This window comes from Pseudomonas anatoliensis, assembly GCF_017976235.1.
Classification (GTDB): Bacteria; Pseudomonadota; Gammaproteobacteria; order Pseudomonadales; family Pseudomonadaceae; genus Aquipseudomonas; species Aquipseudomonas anatoliensis.
This window is the reverse complement of record NZ_JACVHC010000003.1, coordinates 545,244-563,511: the sequence shown is the minus strand read 5'-3', so window position 1 is coordinate 563,511 and position 18,268 is coordinate 545,244. Positions and strand designations below refer to the sequence as shown.

Genomic DNA, 18,268 nt, shown 5'->3' with positions numbered 1-18,268 from the left:
CCGTTGGGCTGCGAAGCGGCCCCAAAGCCAGAATACTCGATCTACCGGACAAACCTTGTTGGCTGGGTTTGCGACTGCTGCGCAGTCGGTCGGGGCGGTGCGACGTTTCGCTAAATCCCCTCACCACAGGTTTTTTTTCAGGCAGATAGATTGAGCTGGATTCATCGCGGGCAAGCCCGCTCCCACAGGGATCGCATAGATCTTGTGGGAGCGGGCTTGCCCGCGATGCGTTTAGGCCTGGCTGAATTGCGAAGCCAATTCGCGCAGCAGGACTTCGGCTTCAAGCACTTTGCTGACGACGTCGTTGGCTTTTTCGCGGGTCAGGCCGACACGCTCGAGCAGTGCATCCGGGATGTCTTCATCCGGACCGGAGCCGATGCCACGGCTACGCAGCAGGCGCACGGCCAAACACACGAGGTTCGGGTATTCGGCGTAGGCGCCGTCGTAGCTTGGATCGTGCTGGAAGCGCAGGGCGGTGGCCAGTTCGTCGGGCATGTCCCAGTAGCGCATCAGCCACGAGCCGATCTGTTCGCGGCTGATGCCCAGCAGATGCTGCTCGATGTAGCTGTGGCACAGGTGCGGGTTGACCTCCAGGTGGCGGCAGATCAGCGAGAAGTGCGGCGGGAAGACGTGGGCCAGCAGCAGGTAGCCGAAGTTGTGCAGCAGACCGGCCAGATAAGTAAGGCCGGCTTCCGGGCGCTGGGCGCGCGGCATGGCGCGAGTCAGGCCTTCGATGACGGCGGCGGTGTAGATCGACTGCTGCCAGTACGGCGTCGTCTGTTGTGGATGATCTTTCGGCAGGCTCAGTGTCTTGCCGAGGGCCAGGCCCAGCGCCAGATTGATCACCAGATCGAAACCGAGCACGCGGACGATCGCGTCTTCCACCGAACGAATCTTGCCCGGCGAGGCGTAGTACGGCGACGCCGCCCAGCTCACCACTTGTGCGGCCAGCGCAGGGTCCGTTTCGACCACGCCGGTGATGTCGTCGATGGTGGCGTTCGGGTCGACGCGCAGCTTGATGATCTTTTGAGCGGTTTCGGCCAGCGGCGGAATCTCGATGGTAGCTTCCAGTCGCTGCTGGATGCGTCGCGCGGTGAACGCCTGCACAGCCTGAGTGATTTCCTTGCGGTCGTCATCAGGGCGGTCGAGGTTCGGACGAATGCTGGTCAGGTTCTCGCCGAAGTTGGCGGCGCTGGCCTTGGTAAGCATGGTCTTGAAGTGTTCGCTGGTGATTTCCAGCAGCACGCCCGGCTCACCGGAGTTGATCAGCAACTTCGGCTCGCGCAGCAGGCTTTCTTCGTAAAGGCACGGCGAACTGGTCAGCGCCGGCAGACCTGGCAACAGGCTCAGGCTGTGTTTGCCGAGCATTTTTTGCAGGCGCTCAGTCGACACGGCGGTCAGACGACGACCCGTCAGTTCGGCGAGGCGATTGAGGTCGAGCAGTTGGCTCTGTGGAAATAGCACCATCAGCGCGCCGACGGCGTCGTCCAGCAACACGGCTTGTACTTTGCGCGATGCATTGAGGCCGTGGTGGTCGAGCACTTCTTCGTAGACGATCCCGAGCTTGTCCAGCAGCAGCCGAATAACAGACGGAGCGTGCGGAGATTCGGGGGCGAGAGCAGCTTCGGTCATGGTCTGTATCCGTTTTTGAAACAATTGCAGGAGTATAACCAGCTCTGTAGGCGCGGGCTGTCAGAAACTGCGACGGTGCTCACACTTGGCCATATTGCTGCCCGTGGCGCAGCCACCGGTCGAGCAAGGGGCTGACGTGGGTCGGCCAGCGTTCCAGCAAGGCTTGGGCGGCGTCGCGCACGGCGGGCAACAAGTCGGCATCGCGCATCAGGTCGGCGACTTTGAATTGCAACAGACCGGTCTGGCGGGTGCCGAGCATTTCACCGGGGCCGCGCAGTTCGAGGTCTTTTTCGGCGATGACGAAACCGTCGTTGGTCTCGCGCATGATGCCCAGGCGCTGGCGGCCGATCTGCGACAGCGGCGGATGGTAGAGCAACACGCAATGGCTGGCCGCGCTGCCTCGACCGACGCGACCGCGCAATTGGTGCAACTGCGCGAGGCCCAGGCGCTCGGGGTTTTCGATGATCATCAGGCTGGCGTTGGGGACGTCGACGCCGACTTCGATCACCGTGGTTGCGACCAGCAATTGCAGGTTGCCGGCCTTGAATTCGGCCATGACGGCGGCTTTTTCGACAGGTTTCATGCGTCCGTGAATCAGGCCGACTTTCAGTTCGCCAAGGGCGGCGGTGAGGTCTTCGAAGGTGGTTTCGGCGGCCTGACAGGTCAGCTCTTCCGACTCTTCAATCAGCGTGCACACCCAGTAGGCCTGACGCCCTTCGGCGCAGGCGCCACGGACCCGTTCGATGACTTCGACGCGGCGTGTGTCAGTGACCAGCACGGTGTTGACCGGGGTTCGACCGGGCGGTAACTCGTCAAGGATCGAGGTGTCGAGGTCGGCGTAGGCGCTCATCGCCAACGTGCGCGGAATCGGCGTGGCGGTCATGATCAATTGATGCGGGCACATGCGCCCACCGACGCCTTTCTGCCGCAACGCCAGACGCTGCTGCACGCCGAAGCGGTGCTGTTCGTCGATGATCACCAGCGCGAGGTTCTTGAATTTCACCTCTTCCTGAAACAGTGCATGCGTGCCCACCACCATCGGCGTGCCGCTGGCGATTTGCTCCAGCGCGGTAACGCGATTTTTGCCCTTGAGCTTGCCGGCCAGCCACGCGACTTCAATGCCCAACGGCTCGAGCCAGCGCTTGAAGGTGATGAAGTGTTGCTCAGCGAGGATTTCGGTCGGCGCCATCAACGCGACTTGGTATCCGGCCTCCAGCGCTTGCAACGCGGCGAGGGCGGCGACCACGGTTTTACCCGCGCCGACGTCACCCTGAATCAGCCGCAGCATCGGTTCGTGCTGACTGAGGTCGTAGGCGATTTCGTTGCCGACGCGTTGCTGCGCGCCAGTCGGGTTGAAGCCGAGGTTGGCCAGGTATTTCGGCGGCAACTTCGTAGCTTTCGGCATGGCTGGCGCGCGCAGGGAACGCATGCTTTCGCGCAGACGTTGCTGCGACAGTTGATGCGTCAGCAGTTCTTCGAAGGCGAGACGATGCTGGGCCCAGTGATGACCGAGGGCGAGTTCGTCGACGTCGGCATCGGCGGGCGGGTTGTGCAAGTAGCGGATCGCATCGGCCAGTGGCGCGAGTTGATAGTCGCGGGCCAGTTCGGTCGGCAGCCAGTCGGGCAGGGTGTCAGGCTTGAGCATCGTCAGCGTTTGCATGCACAACTGACGCAAGCGCGCTTGGGTCAGGCCTTCGGTCAGCGGATAGACCGGGGTGAGGGTTTCATCCACCGGCGGCGGCTCGTCGCCCGTGATGGCGCGGTATTCCGGGTGGTAGATCTCCAGTCCTGACGCGCCGGGCCGCGCTTCGCCGTAGCAGCGGATCCGCGTGCCGCGCTTGAGGCCTTCTTTCTGCGCGTTGCTGAAATGGTAGAAGCGCAAGCTCAGGCCGCCCGTGCCGTCCTGCAAGCGCACGACGAGGCTGCGACGACGGCCCATGACCACGTCGGCGCCGCTGACGGTGCCTTCGACCACGGCGTCCTGTCCTGGTCGCAAGTGGCCGATCGGCACCACGCGGGTGCGATCCTGATAGCGCAGCGGCAGGTGGAACAGCACGTCCTGGAGGTTCTCCAGACCGACCTTGGCCAACTTCTCGGCCATGGCTTCGCCGACACCCTTGAGTGCCGTCACCGACACTTGCGACAGCTCTGTCATGACGCTCGCTTAACCGGCTGTAACCGGTGCCGCTGGCTTGGCCACCGAGCACAGGCGAATGGAGTCGGCGAGAATCTCGATGGCTTTGGGCCGTGGAAAGCTCGCGCGCCAGGCAATCGCCACGGTGCGGAATGGCACCGGCGGCGACAAGGGCCGCACTTCGATCACGCCCGGGGCGTAGTGGTGGCTGTCGACCGCCGACAACGGCAGGATCGAGATGCCCAGACCGGAGGCAACCATGTGGCGAATGGTTTCCAGCGAGCTGGATTCGACCGTGGTGTGCTTGGCGCCGTCACTGCCCTTGGTCAGGGTCGGGCAGGCTTCCAGTACTTGATCGCGGAAGCAGTGGCCTTCGCCGAGCAGCAGCAGGCTCTTGTCGTTGAGCAGGCCGGCGTCGATGGTTTCTTTCTGGGTCCACGGGTGCTGCGCTGGCATCAAGACGTAGAACGGCTCGTCATAGAGTTGCAGGGTCAGCACGTCGGCTTCGTTGAACGGCAAGGCGATGATGATCGCGTCGAGTTCGCCGTTGCGCAGTTTATCGCGCAGCACGTGGGTGAAGTTTTCTTCGATATACAACGGCATCTGCGGGGCGACCCGGTGCAGTTGGGGAATCAGGTGTGGAAACAGGTACGGGCCGACGGTGTAGATCGCGCCGACTTTCAGCGGAGCGGTCAGCTGGTTCTTGCCGGCCTGGGCCAGCTCGCGAATGCCTTGGGCCTGTTCCAGGACTTTCTGCGCCTGGGCGACGATGCCTTCGCCGACCGGCGTCACACGCACGGCACTCTTGCTGCGCTCGAAAATCAGCACACCGAGTTCGTCTTCAAGTTTCTTCACGCCCACCGACAGGGTCGGCTGGCTGACGTGGCATTTTTCGGCGGCGTGGCCGAAATGCTGCTCTTGGGCGAGGGTGACGATGTAGCGTAATTCTGTGAGGGTCATAGCAAGCGTCCATGAAGATGCGGGCCAAGCATACCGGCTGCAATCGATAGACGCACGTTATCAGACTGAGGGAGGAGTGCGACACCGGGCAATGCCGGTTTGCCGGTGCCAGATCTGGAAAAAAGAAAAGATCGCAGCCTTCGGCAGCTCCTACATGAGCATGTGACTACCTGTAGGAGCTGCCGAAGGCTGCGATCTTTTGATCTTGCTCCTTAACGACGGCGTTCCAGCGAGTAAACAAATGGCGCAACAATTTCAATCGAGCCATTGGTCAACATGTCGGCCGGTGGTTTGGGCAGCGGTTGTGCGCGGCGGATCATTTCCAGGGTGGCCCGGTCCAGATCGGCGTTGCCCGAGCGGCCCACCAGTTCGAACGACAGCACGTTGCCTTCGCCATCGACCACGAAACGCAGACGATTCAAGCCTTCCTTGCCGCGCGCCTGTGCGCTTTGCGGGTACTTTTTGTACTTGGCCAAATGCGCAAGCAGAGTACCTTGCCAGCTGGCCTTGGCAGCCATCTGGGCTGGCGACGGGCCTGGTGCGGGTGCAGCAGATTTCTCTGTCGGTGCAGGTGTCGGTGGTGTGTCGGCCGGTTTTTCCTCGGAAGGCTTTTCCTTCGGCGGGTCGGGCAGCTTCTTCTCGACAGGCTTCGGCGGTTTAGGCTTTGGCTTCGGTTTTGGTTTTTGCACCGCGATTTCGGCTTTCGGTGCTTCAGCCAATTTCGGAATCGGCAGTTCTTCAACCGGAGCCGGTGGCTGCGGCGGGGTGACGACTTTCGGCGGAGCTGGCGGTGGCGGGGCTGGAACCGGGGCCAGCTCGACCATCATTGCCTGGGGAGGCAGTTCGATGGGCGGGCGGGTAGTCCAGTTCAGCGCCAGCGCGATGGCCAGCGCGTGAACGCCCAGCACCACGGCCAGGCTACCGCTGTAACGCGTCAGCTTATGGCGCGTCGTGATCATTTTTTGACTGCGCTCTCAAGTCCCACCAGACCAACCTTCAGGTAACCGGCAGAGCGCAGGTTATCCATCACGCTCATCAGGTCGCCGTAATCCACGCCTTTGTCGGCCTGGAAGAAGATGGTGGTGTCTTTCTTGCCTTTGGTGCGGGCGTCGAGGGTGGCGCCCAGTGTTTCAGGCTTCACTTCGTCTTCGCCGAGGAACAGGCGCTGATCAGCCTTGACGCTAAGGAACACCGGCTTCTCTGGCCGCGGCGCCGGTTTGGCGGTCGAGGCGGGCAGGTCGACTTTGATATCGACAGTGGCCAATGGAGCGGCCACCATGAAGATGATCAATAGCACCAGCATTACATCGATGAACGGTGTGACGTTGATTTCGTGGTTCTCGGCCAGATCGTCGTCTGCGCCTTCTTTCAAATGCAGGCCCATGGCCGATTACCCCACTTTCACCATGTGCGGTTGCGAGCTGCGCTCAGGCTGGTGATCGAGGTCACGGCTGACCAGCAGCAGGACTTCTGCCGAGGCATCGGAGACCTGCGCCTTGTAACCGGCGATGGAGCGGGCGAAGACGTTGTAGATCACTACCGCAGGAATCGCAGCCACCAGACCCAGTGCGGTGGCCAGCAGCGCTTCAGCGATACCAGGTGCCACGACGGCAAGGTTGGTGGTTTGGGTTTTGGCGATGCCGATGAAGGAGTTCATGATGCCCCACACGGTGCCGAACAGGCCGACAAACGGTGCGGTGGAACCGATGGTAGCCAGCACGCCGGTGCCGCTGCTCATGTTGCGACCGCAGGCAGCTACCAGGCGCTCGAGACGGAAGCTGACGCGTTCCTTGATGCCTTCTTTCTCACGGCTGTTGGCCGACAGGCGCATCTCTTCGAGCGCATCGTGCACCAACAGGTTGGCGAGCGTGCCTTCCTTCGCCGCTGTGGCGCTGGCTTCTTTAAGGGTGGCGGCCTTTTTCAGGGCGGCGATTTCGCCACGCAGACGACGCTTGGCGCCCATCAGCTCAAAGCCCTTGGCGATCCAGATGGTCCAGGTGATGATCGACGCAATGGCCAGGCCGATCATCACGATTTTCACGATGATGTCGGCGTTCTGGTACATGCCCCAAGGTGACAGGTCGTGAGCCATGCCCAGGCTGTTGTCGGCTTCAAGGACTTCTGGCGCATCGGCAGGTGCGTCGTCGAGGGTTTGAACCGGGGTCGTTGCATCCGGTGCAGCCGCTGCTGGAGCGCTCTGTTCGGAGGCAGCCGGAGCAGCGGGTGCCTGAGCGTCGGCGAAAGCGGCGGTTGGCGTCAGCATCAGGCTGAGCAACAGAGCCGCCACCGCGCTCCAGGCGCGAGGTCGTTTGGTTGGCGAAGCGGGGATTTGATTACGATTCATGCTGGCCGGACCTGAGATAGAAAAACGGTAATGCTCTTCCAGGCCTCGTGAGGCCGAGAACAAAAGTGGCAGGCATTATTGCAAGTAATTCTTGTTAACAAAAGTAATAGAGTAACTTTTTTTCCTTGATTGCTAGCCGTTCGTCCTTCGCCGAGGCTAGTCTGTGCCTTTCCGATGGGAGTTTTTTGATGTCCGCGCCTTCTGTTTTGATCGCCGGTTGTGGTGATGTCGGCAGCCGTCTGGCCACGCAATTGTTGGCTGCTGGTTGGGAAGTTCATGGCTTGCGCCGAAATGTCTCGCGCCTGCCTGAAGGGGTCATCGGCGTTGCCGGCGACCTCTTCAACGAAGACTGCCCGGCGACCTGGCCGGTCGGTGCCGTGGATTACCTGGTGTACTGCGCCGCTGCCACCGATCACGATGAGGCCGGTTATCGAGCGGCTTACGTGCAGGGTTTGCAAAATGTACTGAGTTGGTTGGACGACTATGGTCAAGTGCCGGATCGGCTGATCTTCGTGTCCAGCAGCAGTGTCTACGGGCAACTGGACGGCGAGTGGGTGGATGAGACTTCCGAGACCGTCGCCACCGGTTACTCGGGGCGATTGATGCTTGAAGCCGAGCAGGTAGCGCTCAACAGTGGTATCCCGGCGAGCATCCTGCGCCTGACCGGTATTTACGGCCCGGGCCGGGAATGGCTGTTGACTCAGGTACGGCGTGGCTATCGAGTGGCCGTTGATCCGCCGCTGTATGGCAATCGTATCCATGTTGATGATGCGGCGGGGTTGCTGGCGTTTCTGCTTGAGGCTGACCGTCGGGGCGTGGCGCTGGAGCCGATCTACATCGGTGTCGATGACGCGCCGGCGCCGCTGGCCGAGGTGGTGGGCTGGTTACGCGAGTATCTGGGTGTCACTGAATGGTCGGAAGATGAAAGCGTGCGGCGCACCGGCAGCAAACGTTGCAGCAATGCGCGGGCGAAAGCGTTGGGCTGGACGCCAAAGTATCCGAGTTATCGCGAGGGGTATGCGGCGATTCTTGAAGGTAAATGCTGACTTCCGGACACAACAAACCACTGTGGGAGCGGGCTTGCCCGCGATGGCGGCCAGGCAGGCAACACAAGTGTTGGGTCTGCTAGCCTCATCGCGGGCAAGCCCGCTCCCACAGGGTCAAATGTTGTTCTCAGGTGTAATTACTGCTTCTCGAGCAACCACTTGCGCTCACCTGCGGTGAACTGCGGTTGTTCATCCGCCAGAGCGGTGTTCACCGCTTGCAGGATTTCCAGTTCCTTGCCCTTGCGCACAAAGATCCAGTTGTTGCCCTGGCCGTTCTGCTGCAACCACATGCTGTCGTTGCCACTGCTCATCGATGCGCAATCGCCCGCCAGGCATAACGCGTAACGATCGGCGCCCGGCAGGCCGGAGACCTGGCCGTCGGCCTGAAACTGCACGGTGCTGCCTTCGCCCTGACCATTGGCGATTTTCCAGGTGCCGCCCATGTAGGTTGAATATAGTGCGCGTTCGAAGCTCGCACCAATCGGCGCGCCTTCGGGTACCTGGATCTGCGCGCGGTCGAAGAGCTGTTCCGGTTCGTTGTCGCTGGCGGCCTGTTGCAGTTGATTGCCGTCGCGTTTCAGCTCGCTGGCGGAGCTGCCATAAAAGTCGACTTTCCAGGCACCGGACTGTTCGCCCAGCAACCGACCTTCGACTTTCTCAAAACCGTTGGTGTAGCGGGCCTGGCCGGCCTTGGTGTTGACGTCCCATTCCAGGTTCGGGCCGTAAGCCTGAAGCGCTTCGCGCAGGGAGCCGCCCTTGGTGGCAGCATCAATGGCCACCTGATTGATCCAGGTGCCGCTGATGTCACGGTCGGCAGGGTCGCTGGCGCAGCCGCCGAGGAAAATGGCGAACAGCGAGAGAGCAAGCGCTTTGCGCATGGTGGAATCCTTTCAAAACCTTTTCTTGCAGAGCAGTCGGCGCGGCGTATGAAGGCCGCGCCGTGCGCATCACTCGATGACCAGAATGGCATCCATTTCAACCTGCGAACCCTTTGGCAGGGCAGCAACGCCAATGGCGGCGCGGGCCGGGTACGGCTGGTCGAAGTATTTGCCCATGATCTCGTTGACCTTGGCGAAGTGGCTCAGGTCGGTGAGGAAGATGTTCAGTTTGACGATGTCCTTGAACGAACCGCCGGCGGCTTCGGCTACGGCTTTGAGGTTCTCGAACACCTGGACGGTCTGGGCTTCGAAGCCTTCAACCAGTTCCATGGTTTTTGGGTCCAGCGGGATCTGACCCGACATGTAGACGGTGTTGCCAGCCTTGATCGCCTGGGAGTAAGTGCCGATAGCAGCAGGGGCCTTGTCGCTGGTGATAACTGTCTTGGTCATGCATGACTCCTTGTAAGGGTGGACTTATGCACGCATGCGGGTGATGCGGATCACCCCGGTCAGTGCGCGCAGTTTCTTGATTACGCGGGCCAGGTGCACACGGTCGTGAACGCTGACCACCAGTTGGACGACGCTGATACGACCATCGCGTTCGTCCATGCTGATTTTCTCGATATTGCCATCGGCTGCGTTGACGCTGCTGGCCAGCAGGGCGATCAGGCCGCGCTGGTGCTCCAGCTCGACACGCAGTTCGACGTTGAATTCGCCGGTGACATCCTTGGCCCACGAGAGCTGGATGCATTTTTCCGGGTTGTGCCTGATTTCGCTGATATTGCGGCAGTTGTCCAGGTGCACGACCATGCCCTTGCCCGCCGACAGGTGCCCGACAATCGGGTCGCCCGGGATCGGCGTGCAGCATTTGGCGTAGCTCAGCACCAGGCCTTCGGTACCGCGAATCGCCAGCGGGCCTTCCGGGCTAGGCAGTTGTTCGCCTTCGCCAAGCAGGCGACGGGCGACCACATAGGCCATGCGATTACCCAGGCCAATGTCTTCGAGCAGGTCTTCGATCAGTTCGAGGCGGTACTCGGTGAGCATCGCCTTGACGCGCTCGTTCGGGATCTTCTCCAGCGAGCTGTCGAAACCGTTCAGTACCTTGTTCAGCAGGCGTTCGCCGAGGCTGATGGATTCGGAGCGGCGTTGCAGTTTCAGCGCATGGCGAATGTGCGTGCGCGCCTTGCCGGTGACCACGAAGTTGAGCCAAGCCGGGTTCGGTCGTGCGCCGGGCGCGCTGACGATCTCGACCGTGGAGCCACTTTGCAACGGCTCGGACAGCGGTGCGAGACGGCGGTTGATCCGGCAGGCGATGCAGCTGTTACCGACATCGGTGTGCACCGCGTAGGCGAAGTCGACCGCCGTGGAGCCTTTTGGCAGCTCCATGATCCGGCCTTTTGGCGTGAATACGTAGACCTCGTCCGGGAACAGGTCGATCTTCACGCTTTCGATGAATTCCAGCGAGTTGCCGGCGCGTTGCTGCATTTCCAGCACGCCTTTGACCCACTGGCGGGCGCGGGCGTGAGTGCCCTTCGGCTGCTCGTCACCGCTGGATTTGTACAGCCAATGGGCGGCGATGCCGTTGTTGGCCATCTCTTCCATTTCGCGGGTGCGGATCTGGATCTCGATCGGTACGCCGTGCATACCGAACAGCGTGGTGTGGAGCGACTGATAGCCGTTGGCCTTGGGGATGGCGATGTAATCCTTGAAGCGCCCCGGCAACGGTTTGTACAAATTATGCACAGCACCCAGCACGCGGTAGCAGGTGTCGACCTTGTCGACGATGATCCGGAACGCGTAGACGTCCATGATCTCGTTGAAGGCCCGACGCTTGCCGCGCATTTTCTTGTAGATGCCGTAGAGGTGTTTCTGGCGACCGCTGACTTCGCCCTGGATGCCGTCGATAGCGAGGCAATGGCCGAGGGATTCTTCGATCTTGTTGACGATTTCCTTGCGGTTGCCCCGGGCGCGCTTGACCGCCTGGTAGATCCGCGCGGAACGCATCGGGTGCATGGCCTTGAAGCCGAGGTCTTCGAATTCGATGCGAATGGCATGCATACCCAGCCGGTTGGCGATGGGCGCGTAGATTTCGAGGGTTTCCTTGGCGATCCGGCGGCGTTTTTCTCCGGACAGCACTTCCAGCGTGCGCATGTTGTGCAGGCGGTCAGCGAGCTTGACCAGGATCACGCGGATGTCGCGTGCCATGGCCATGGCCATTTTCTGGAAGTTTTCAGCCTGGGCTTCGGCCTTGGTCTCGAAGTTCATCTGGGTCAGTTTGCTGACCCCATCGACCAGTTCGGCCACGGTTTCACCGAACTGCGCTTGCAGCGCTTCTTTGGCGATACCGGTGTCTTCAATCACGTCATGCAGCATCGCAGCCATCAGGCTCTGATGGTCCATGTGCATGTCGGCAAGAATATTTGCCACGGCAAGAGGATGCGTGACGTACGCCTCGCCACTGCGTCGGCGTTGGCCGTCGTGGGCTTGTTCGGCGTAGAAATACGCTCGGCGGACCAGGTTGACCTGGTCATTGCCGAGGTAGGTCGATAAGCGATCGGCGAGGGCGTCTATGCTCGGCATGATGACTCCTGCCGTACGTTGTGACCCTGCGCCGTGCTACGTCGACCAGGCATAGGCTTAGACGGCCTCGTTGGACTCGTCCTCGAACGCTGCGAACAGCGGTTCATCCTGGACGATTTCCTGCTCGGCGATGAACTCGTAGCTCATCAGGCCTTCAGCGATTTCACGCAGCGCTACAACGGTAGGCTTGTCGTTTTCCCACTGAACCAGTGGCTCTTTGCCGCCGGTGGCCAGTTGACGGGCACGTTTGGTAGAGAGCATGACCAGCTCAAAACGGTTTTCCACGTGGTTCAGGCAGTCTTCAACGGTTACGCGGGCCATGGTATTCCTCGGAGCGAATGCAATATGCGCGCTGCCCGGTTGGGCGAGCGGACTGAGCAGTTTAAAAAAACACCAGCGATTAGGGAAGCGCTGATTTTTTGATCAACCTCTTCAACGCGCTGCAAGTGCCAATGTAAAGCCCTTGCAGCGCTTTTGGGAAGCGCTGATTAACCGAGCAATTCGGCCAGTAATTTGCCGAAACGCACCTGTTGGCGTTTCTGTTGCAACTGATTGGCGCGGAAAATCGCCTTCAGATCGTCCAGCGCATGAGCGAAGTCGTCGTTGATGATCAGGTAGTCGTATTCGACGTAGTGGCTCATCTCGTTGACCGCTTCGCGCATCCGCCCGTCGATGATTTCGTCGCTGTCCTGGCCGCGATTGGTCAGACGCTGGTGCAGCGCTTGCAGCGATGGCGGCAAAATGAAAATCGAACGCGCCTGCGGCATCAGCTTGCGCACTTGCTCGGCGCCCTGCCAGTCGATTTCCAGAATCAGGTCGTGGCCTTCATCGAGGGTCTGTTGCAGATGGCTTTGCGAGGTGCCGTAGAAGTTGCCGAAGACTTCGGCGCGCTCAAGGAAATCACCGTGCTCGCCCATCTTTACGAAGGCTTCGCGGGTTACGAAGTGATAGTTCACGCCGTCCACTTCACCCGGACGCATGGCGCGGGTGGTGTGCGAAACCGAAACGCGGATCTCCGGGTTGGCATCGGTCAAAGCCTTGACCAGGCTGCTCTTGCCCGCGCCCGATGGTGCGGAAATGATGTACAGGGTGCCGGTGCTGTGGGTCATGTCGGGGGTAGCCTTACTCAATATTCTGCACTTGTTCGCGCATCTGCTCGATCAACACTTTGAGGTTGACGGCGGCTTGGGTGCTGCGCGGGTCGAAGGCCTTGGAGCCCAGTGTATTGGCTTCGCGGTTGAGCTCCTGCATCAGGAAGTCGAGGCGCCGTCCGGCGGCACCGCCGGATTTGAGCACCCGGCGTACTTCTATGATGTGAGTGCTCAGGCGATCCAGTTCTTCGGCCACATCGCTCTTTTGCGCGAGGATGACCATTTCCTGTTCCAGGCGCTGCGGATCCAGCTCGGCCTTCATGTCGGCAAAGCGGTCGAGGACCTTCTGGCGCTGGGTGGCGAGCATCTGCGGAACCAGTTCACGCAGGGTCACGACGTCTTCTTCGATGGAAGTCAGGCGATCGTTGATCAGCCGTGCCAGCTCCGAGCCTTCACGCTCACGGCCGGCCTTGAGTTCCTTCAACCCTTGATTGAACAGGGCCAGGGCTTCGGCATTCAGTGCTTGCGGGTCACTGGCATCGGCGACCAGAACGCCGGGCCAGGCCAGCACTTCCAGCGGATTGAGTGCAGCAGGATTCTTGATCAGACCGGCAATCGTTTCGGCTGCGGCGACCAATTGCGCGGCGCGCTCGCGATCAACCTGCAGCGGTTTGCCGGTGCTTTCTTCAGTGAACCGCAGGGTGCATTCCAGTTTGCCTCGCGACAGGCCCTGACGCAGGGCTTCGCGCACGGCGCCTTCGAGCTCGCGAAACGACTCCGGCAGACGCAGGTGCGGTTCCAGATAGCGACTGTTGACCGAGCGCAATTCCCAGCTCAGGGTGCCCTGTGCGCCGGCTTTTTCGACGCGGGCGAAAGCGGTCATGCTGTGCACCATGGCGGTGACCTCGCAATGCAGATCGGCGCGGAACCTGAGTTCCGCAGGCGCGATATCAATGAATTTAAGCCGACTGGCAGCAAAGGCGCAGGATTGTAGCGCAGTGCGGCGAATGCGCCCAAACACACGGTGTGACAAAGGGCTGCAGCCCGTCGGTAATAAGTGTTTGAGGGCGTTCGGTCGTCGGTGCGGATTTTTAACCAGTGCCCAGTGGCGGTGCACCGCTCTATAATGCTCGGCAGTTTTCCGTCCCCAGTACAGGTATTCCCTATGAAACGTCCAAGTGGTCGCGCTGCCGATCAGCTCCGCTCGATCCGCATTACCCGCAACTACACCAAACACGCCGAGGGATCCGTACTGGTCGAATTCGGTGATACCAAGGTCATCTGCACCGTCAGCGTCGAAAACGGCGTGCCGCGTTTCCTCAAAGGCCAGGGCCAGGGCTGGTTGACTGCCGAGTACGGCATGCTGCCGCGCGCCACCGGCGAGCGTAACCAGCGTGAAGCGAGTCGCGGCAAGCAGGGCGGCCGCACCCTGGAAATCCAGCGTCTGATCGGTCGTTCCCTGCGCGCTGCGCTGGACATGTCCAAGCTGGGCGACGTCACCCTGTACGTCGACTGCGACGTGATCCAGGCCGACGGTGGCACCCGCACTGCATCCATCACCGGCGCCATGGTGGCCCTGGTCGATGCGTTGAAGGTCATCAAAAAGCGCGGCGGCCTGAAAGGCGGCGACCCGCTCAAGCAAATGATCGGCGCTGTGTCGGTGGGCATGTATCAAGGCGAGCCAGTGCTGGATCTGGACTATCTTGAAGACTCCGCTGCCGAGACCGACCTTAACGTGGTGATGACCAGCTCCGGTGGCTTCATCGAAGTGCAGGGCACCGCTGAAGGCGCGCCGTTCCAGCCTGAAGATCTGAACGCGATGCTGGAACTGGCCAAGAAAGGCATGAATGAAATCTTCGAACTGCAGAAATCAGCACTGGCTGACTGAGCAGGTTCATAACCCGCAAGGAGGACGCGATGAGTGACCAGGAGCTGCTGCCCAAACCGAGCCAAGAGGTTCGTCAGTGGGCGATGTTTTGTCACTTGTCCGCCTTGCTGGGGATCTGGGTTCCTTTCGGCAATCTGATCGGGCCGCTGATTCTGTGGCAGATGAAGCGTGAGTCAGATCCGTTTATCGATGCACAGGGCAAAGAGGCGCTGAATTTTCAGATCACCGTCGCGATCGCTACGGCGATTTGCATTCTGCTGATGCTGGTCATCGTTGGTTTCTTTCTTTACGGACTGGTGACCATTGCCGCGTTGGTATTGGCGATTATCGGTGGCGTGAAAGCTAACGAAGGTTTCCCCTATCGCTATCCTTTCACGTGGCGTCTGATCAAATAACGATTCAAAGCCCCCTGTAGGAGCTGCGGCACGCTGCGATCTTTTGATCTTGATTTTTAGAGTCAGAATCAAATTATCGCAGCGTGCCGCAGCGCCTACAGGGTTTTTCTGTGTTTGCAATTAAATCAGTTTAGAAAGTGTGTAGGAATAATCTGACTGCGATGAGCGGCAGTGCAGATTGCTATATACATCAGGCTCTTACATCTTTAGTCACAACTGCAGCGCTTCAGTGATGCCCATGTTCTTGGCAATAAGCTTTGGTGGTTGTTAAAGTTGTCGCACGTTGTATTTCCTTTGAAATATCTCGATATATTCAAGCCAGCGAAGGTTCTTGAACCCCCCAATCAATAGTGTTGAGTAGATCAGCCAGTTCATGAGGCGTGCCCAGGTATAAAGTGCGGCTCTGAATATATAGCCAAGAATAATCCAATGATTCAGTTCGATTTTTATGGAACGCTTGTGGCCGCTTCCCTGGTGCTTTTACTGGGGCGTGGACTGGTTACGCGTATCGCCTTTCTGCGCAATTACAATATTCCCGAACCCGTCGCGGGCGGTCTGGTTGTTGCGTTGGTTCTGTTGTTGCTGCGAACTCTCGATATTGAAATCCGCTTCGACACTTCACTGCAAACACCTTTGATGCTGGCGTTTTTCGCCACTATTGGCTTGAGTGCCGATTTTGCCAGCCTGAGGAAAGGCGGGCGTGTAGTGGGCATATTCGTGCTGGCGGTCACCGGGTTGCTGGTGGTTCAGAATGCGTTGGGCATTGGCCTTGCCACTGCGCTGGGGCTGGATCCGTTGATGGGCCTGCTGACGGGCTCGATAACGTTGGCGGGCGGTCACGGCACTGGCGCAGCGTGGGGCGCGGTGTTCAGTGAGAAGTACGGTCTGGCCTCCGCCTCCGAGCTCGCCATCGCATCTGCGACGTTTGGTCTGGTGTTGGGTGGGCTGATTGGTGGCCCTGTGGCTCGCTTGCTCATCAAGCGCGTTCAGGTGCCCGGCTGCCACTCGCAAGAAACACCACGCTTGCCAAAAGGTTTTGAGCAGCCGAACAAGGAACGCTCGATCACACCGTTCTCGTTTATCGAGACGCTTGCGCTGATCGCCGTCAGCCTGTTGGCCGGCAATCTGCTCAATGGGTTGCTGCACGGCACCGCATTCGAGTTGCCGACGTTTGTCTGCGTCTTGTTCGTGGGTGTCGTTCTGCGTAACGGGCTGTCAGCGCTGGGCTTGTATCAGGTGTTCGAGCGCGAAGTCTCGGTGTTGGGGAATGTCAGCCTGTCGCTGTTTCTGGCGATTGCCTTGATGTCGCTCAAGCTGTGGGATCTGGCGGCACTGGCACTACCGATATTCATCATCCTGGCTGCGCAAACACTGGTCATGGCGCTGTTTGCGATTTTCGTGACGTTCAGAATGATGGGTCGTAACTACGACGCGGCGGTATTGGCAGCGGGGCACTGTGGTTTTGGGTTGGGTGCGACACCGACGGCCATCGCCAACATGCAGGCGGTGACGCAGCGCTACGGTCCTTCGCAGATTGCGTTTCTCGTGGTGCCGATGGTGGGTGCATTCTTCATCGACATTATCAATGTCATCGTGATCAAGCTGTACCTGGTCTTGCCGTTTTTTGTCGCGGTCTGAGCTTCAGACCGCTTCAGTCTGAGGCACAAAAAAATGCCCGTATCTCGCGATACGGGCATTTTTTTTCTGCGAATCGACGCTTAGATGGTCAGCGTCCAGTCGTAGTCGACGATCAGCGGCGCGTGCTGCGAGAACCGAGGCTGGCGCGGCAGGCGTGCACTGCGCACGAAGCGCCGCAAGCCTGGGGTCAGGATCTGGTAGTCGAAGCGCCAGCCCAGATTGAGCATCTCGGCCTGTTCGTTGTCCGGCCACCAGCTGTACTGGTCGCCTTCGCGGCTGACTTCGCGCAGGGCATCTACATAGCCCATGTTGCCGACAATCTCGTCCATCCAGGCGCGTTCTGGCGCCAGGAAGCCCGGGGATTGCTGGCTGTCACGCCAGTTCTTGATGTCGAGCTTCTGCTGCGCGACATACAGCGAGCCACAATAAATGTACTCGCGACGTTTACGCCGCTGTTTGTCCAGGTACTTGCCGAAGTCGTCCATGAGCTTGAACTTCTGGTTCAAGTCCTCATCGCCGTTCATCCCCGAAGGGAGCAGCAAGGTGGCAATACTGACTTTGTCGAAATCTGCTTGCAGGTAGCGCCCGTAGCGGTCGGCCGTCTCGAAACCGAGACCGCTGATGACAGCCTTCGGTTGCAACCGCGAGTACAAAGCCACGCCACCTTGGGCGGGGACTTCAGCATCGCAGGCATAAAGGAAGTAGCCATCCAGTTGGAAGGCTGGGTCATCCAGTTCAAAGGCGGAGGCACGGGTGTCCTGCAGGCAGATGACGTCGGCATTCTGTGCTTGCAGCCAACTGAGCAAACCACGCTCGACTGCAGCCTGAATACCATTGACGTTCACACTGATGATCCGCATAAATGGCCCCAAAAATCGCGTGCGTGTATGATACACGGCGTCAAGCTAATTAGCTAAATCCGTGGTATTTGGGGTTTTTTTCATGCAAGCGTATCAGCGCGATTTCATTCGTTTTGCCATCGATCGCGGCGTTTTGCGCTTCGGTGAGTTCACCCTGAAGTCCGGGCGCACCAGTCCTTACTTCTTCAATGCCGGCCTGTTCAACACGGGTTCGGCCCTGGCGCAGCTGGGTCGGTTTTACGCCGCAGCCATTGCCGAAAGCGGCATTTCCTTCGACGTGCTGTTTGGCCCGGCGTACAAAGGCATCCCGTTGGCAGCGACTACCGCCGTCGCGCTGGCCGAGCATCACGACCGTGACTTGCCATGGTGCTTCAACCGCAAAGAGGCCAAGGCCCACGGTGAAGGCGGCAGTCTGGTTGGTGCCCCGCTGACCGGTGATGTGCTGATCATCGACGACGTGATCACCGCCGGTACTGCGATCCGCGAAGTCATGCAGATCATCGCGTCTCAGGACGGTGCCAAGGCTGCCGGTGTGTTGATCGCCTTGAACCGTCAGGAACGTGGCAACGGAGAGTTGTCGGCAATTCAGGAAGTAGAGCGCGATTTCGGCATTCCGGTGATCAGCATTGTTTCGCTGAATCAGGTGCTGGAGTTCCTCGCTGACGATCCGCAGCTCAAGCAGCATTTGCCAGCCGTGGAAGCGTACCGCGCCCAATTCGGCGTTTGACGCAGATTCTGGCCTGACGCAATCCCCTGTAGGAGTTGCCGAAGGCTGCGGTTTTTTGACGCAGGCAAAATCAAAAGATCGCAGCCTTCGGCAGC

Annotated in this window: 18 protein-coding genes; 5 read left to right on the top strand and 13 right to left on the bottom strand. The window is 59.8% G+C overall.

The window, feature by feature from the left end:
* Positions 1-231: 231 nt before the first annotated feature.
* From ICA16_RS12125 to exbB, 6 genes are all read right to left on the bottom strand, one after another.
* Complete coding sequence (locus ICA16_RS12125) at positions 232-1,632, bottom strand: aminoacyl-tRNA deacylase and HDOD domain-containing protein (protein WP_150604644.1); 1,401 nt, start codon at positions 1,630-1,632, stop codon at positions 232-234.
* A gap of 79 nt (positions 1,633-1,711) precedes the next feature.
* Positions 1,712-3,787, bottom strand: coding sequence for an ATP-dependent DNA helicase RecG (recG, locus tag ICA16_RS12120; protein ID WP_150604643.1), 2,076 nt, complete (start codon positions 3,785-3,787; stop codon positions 1,712-1,714).
* 9 nt (positions 3,788-3,796) lie between these two features.
* A complete protein-coding gene (locus ICA16_RS12115) occupies positions 3,797-4,726 on the bottom strand; it encodes a hydrogen peroxide-inducible genes activator (RefSeq protein ID WP_042561765.1) in 930 nt (309 codons plus the stop codon).
* A gap of 212 nt (positions 4,727-4,938) precedes the next feature.
* A complete protein-coding gene (locus ICA16_RS12110; protein WP_150595960.1) occupies positions 4,939-5,685 on the bottom strand; it encodes an energy transducer TonB family protein in 747 nt (248 codons plus the stop codon).
* Positions 5,682-6,110: a TonB system transport protein ExbD gene (exbD, locus tag ICA16_RS12105; protein ID WP_103302606.1), complete on the bottom strand. Its 429-nt coding sequence runs from the start codon at positions 6,108-6,110 to the stop codon at positions 5,682-5,684. Before exbD ends, ICA16_RS12110 begins: the two co-directional genes overlap by 4 nt.
* Positions 6,111-6,116: 6 nt before the next feature.
* Positions 6,117-7,070: a tonB-system energizer ExbB gene (gene exbB, locus ICA16_RS12100; protein WP_210700679.1), complete on the bottom strand. Its 954-nt coding sequence runs from the start codon at positions 7,068-7,070 to the stop codon at positions 6,117-6,119.
* Between the two features lie 188 nt (positions 7,071-7,258).
* Between exbB and ICA16_RS12095 the strand changes: the two genes are divergently transcribed.
* Positions 7,259-8,116, top strand: a complete 858-nt coding sequence (locus tag ICA16_RS12095) for an SDR family oxidoreductase (RefSeq protein WP_210700678.1) — start codon at positions 7,259-7,261, stop codon at positions 8,114-8,116.
* A 137-nt stretch (positions 8,117-8,253) separates the two neighbouring features.
* On the opposite strand, the gene ICA16_RS12090 is transcribed toward ICA16_RS12095, so the two are convergent.
* The 6 genes from ICA16_RS12090 to ICA16_RS12065 all read right to left on the bottom strand — a co-directional run bounded on the left by ICA16_RS12090 (position 8,254) and on the right by ICA16_RS12065 (position 13,560).
* The gene (locus ICA16_RS12090) at positions 8,254-8,994 is read right to left on the bottom strand and encodes a hypothetical protein (protein ID WP_150604640.1); all 741 of its coding nucleotides are present in this window, start codon (positions 8,992-8,994) and stop codon (positions 8,254-8,256) included.
* A 69-nt stretch (positions 8,995-9,063) separates the two neighbouring features.
* Positions 9,064-9,444, bottom strand: coding sequence for a RidA family protein (locus tag ICA16_RS12085; protein ID WP_003229509.1), 381 nt, complete (start codon positions 9,442-9,444; stop codon positions 9,064-9,066).
* Between the two features lie 24 nt (positions 9,445-9,468).
* A complete protein-coding gene (gene spoT, locus ICA16_RS12080) occupies positions 9,469-11,574 on the bottom strand; it encodes a bifunctional GTP diphosphokinase/guanosine-3',5'-bis pyrophosphate 3'-pyrophosphohydrolase (protein ID WP_210553362.1) in 2,106 nt (701 codons plus the stop codon).
* Between the two features lie 57 nt (positions 11,575-11,631).
* Positions 11,632-11,895: a DNA-directed RNA polymerase subunit omega gene (rpoZ, locus tag ICA16_RS12075; RefSeq protein WP_016985812.1), complete on the bottom strand. Its 264-nt coding sequence runs from the start codon at positions 11,893-11,895 to the stop codon at positions 11,632-11,634.
* 167 nt (positions 11,896-12,062) lie between these two features.
* A complete protein-coding gene (gmk, locus tag ICA16_RS12070; RefSeq protein WP_150604639.1) occupies positions 12,063-12,683 on the bottom strand; it encodes a guanylate kinase in 621 nt (206 codons plus the stop codon).
* 13 nt (positions 12,684-12,696) lie between these two features.
* Positions 12,697-13,560: a YicC/YloC family endoribonuclease gene (locus ICA16_RS12065; protein WP_042561758.1), complete on the bottom strand. Its 864-nt coding sequence runs from the start codon at positions 13,558-13,560 to the stop codon at positions 12,697-12,699.
* 270 nt (positions 13,561-13,830) lie between these two features.
* Between ICA16_RS12065 and rph the strand changes: the two genes are divergently transcribed.
* The 3 genes from rph to gltS all read left to right on the top strand — a co-directional run bounded on the left by rph (position 13,831) and on the right by gltS (position 16,586).
* The gene (gene rph, locus ICA16_RS12060; protein WP_042561757.1) at positions 13,831-14,553 is read left to right on the top strand and encodes a ribonuclease PH; all 723 of its coding nucleotides are present in this window, start codon (positions 13,831-13,833) and stop codon (positions 14,551-14,553) included.
* Positions 14,554-14,582: 29 nt separating this feature from the next.
* A complete protein-coding gene (locus ICA16_RS12055; protein ID WP_150604638.1) occupies positions 14,583-14,948 on the top strand; it encodes a DUF4870 domain-containing protein in 366 nt (121 codons plus the stop codon).
* Positions 14,949-15,377: 429 nt separating this feature from the next.
* Positions 15,378-16,586 carry a sodium/glutamate symporter gene (gltS, locus tag ICA16_RS12050; protein WP_210700677.1) on the top strand — a complete coding sequence of 403 codons (1,209 nt, stop codon included), beginning with the start codon at positions 15,378-15,380 and terminating at the stop codon, positions 16,584-16,586.
* Positions 16,587-16,666: 80 nt separating this feature from the next.
* On the opposite strand, the gene ICA16_RS12045 is transcribed toward gltS, so the two are convergent.
* Positions 16,667-17,446, bottom strand: a complete 780-nt coding sequence (locus ICA16_RS12045; protein WP_007920349.1) for an exodeoxyribonuclease III — start codon at positions 17,444-17,446, stop codon at positions 16,667-16,669.
* 82 nt (positions 17,447-17,528) lie between these two features.
* On the opposite strand from ICA16_RS12045, the gene pyrE reads away from it, so the two are divergent.
* The gene (pyrE, locus tag ICA16_RS12040; RefSeq protein ID WP_041071932.1) at positions 17,529-18,173 is read left to right on the top strand and encodes an orotate phosphoribosyltransferase; all 645 of its coding nucleotides are present in this window, start codon (positions 17,529-17,531) and stop codon (positions 18,171-18,173) included.
* Positions 18,174-18,268: the final 95 nt, after the last annotated feature.

What these genes read in the sequence shown, in the direction of transcription:
- ICA16_RS12125 (WP_150604644.1), bottom strand. Translation starts at nt 1,632, where the DNA reads ATGACCGAAGCTGCTCTCGCCCCCGAATCTCCGCACGCTCCGTCTGTT.
- recG (WP_150604643.1), bottom strand. Translation starts at nt 3,787, where the DNA reads ATGACAGAGCTGTCGCAAGTGTCGGTGACGGCACTCAAGGGTGTCGGC.
- ICA16_RS12115 (WP_042561765.1), bottom strand. Translation starts at nt 4,726, where the DNA reads ATGACCCTCACAGAATTACGCTACATCGTCACCCTCGCCCAAGAGCAG.
- ICA16_RS12110 (WP_150595960.1), bottom strand. Translation starts at nt 5,685, where the DNA reads ATGATCACGACGCGCCATAAGCTGACGCGTTACAGCGGTAGCCTGGCC.
- exbD (WP_103302606.1), bottom strand. Translation starts at nt 6,110, where the DNA reads ATGGGCCTGCATTTGAAAGAAGGCGCAGACGACGATCTGGCCGAGAAC.
- exbB (WP_210700679.1), bottom strand. Translation starts at nt 7,070, where the DNA reads ATGAATCGTAATCAAATCCCCGCTTCGCCAACCAAACGACCTCGCGCC.
- ICA16_RS12095 (WP_210700678.1), top strand. Translation starts at nt 7,259, where the DNA reads ATGTCCGCGCCTTCTGTTTTGATCGCCGGTTGTGGTGATGTCGGCAGC.
- ICA16_RS12090 (WP_150604640.1), bottom strand. Translation starts at nt 8,994, where the DNA reads ATGCGCAAAGCGCTTGCTCTCTCGCTGTTCGCCATTTTCCTCGGCGGC.
- ICA16_RS12085 (WP_003229509.1), bottom strand. Translation starts at nt 9,444, where the DNA reads ATGACCAAGACAGTTATCACCAGCGACAAGGCCCCTGCTGCTATCGGC.
- spoT (WP_210553362.1), bottom strand. Translation starts at nt 11,574, where the DNA reads ATGCCGAGCATAGACGCCCTCGCCGATCGCTTATCGACCTACCTCGGC.
- rpoZ (WP_016985812.1), bottom strand. Translation starts at nt 11,895, where the DNA reads ATGGCCCGCGTAACCGTTGAAGACTGCCTGAACCACGTGGAAAACCGT.
- gmk (WP_150604639.1), bottom strand. Translation starts at nt 12,683, where the DNA reads ATGACCCACAGCACCGGCACCCTGTACATCATTTCCGCACCATCGGGC.
- ICA16_RS12065 (WP_042561758.1), bottom strand. Translation starts at nt 13,560, where the DNA reads ATGGTGCACAGCATGACCGCTTTCGCCCGCGTCGAAAAAGCCGGCGCA.
- rph (WP_042561757.1), top strand. Translation starts at nt 13,831, where the DNA reads ATGAAACGTCCAAGTGGTCGCGCTGCCGATCAGCTCCGCTCGATCCGC.
- ICA16_RS12055 (WP_150604638.1), top strand. Translation starts at nt 14,583, where the DNA reads ATGAGTGACCAGGAGCTGCTGCCCAAACCGAGCCAAGAGGTTCGTCAG.
- gltS (WP_210700677.1), top strand. Translation starts at nt 15,378, where the DNA reads ATGATTCAGTTCGATTTTTATGGAACGCTTGTGGCCGCTTCCCTGGTG.
- ICA16_RS12045 (WP_007920349.1), bottom strand. Translation starts at nt 17,446, where the DNA reads ATGCGGATCATCAGTGTGAACGTCAATGGTATTCAGGCTGCAGTCGAG.
- pyrE (WP_041071932.1), top strand. Translation starts at nt 17,529, where the DNA reads ATGCAAGCGTATCAGCGCGATTTCATTCGTTTTGCCATCGATCGCGGC.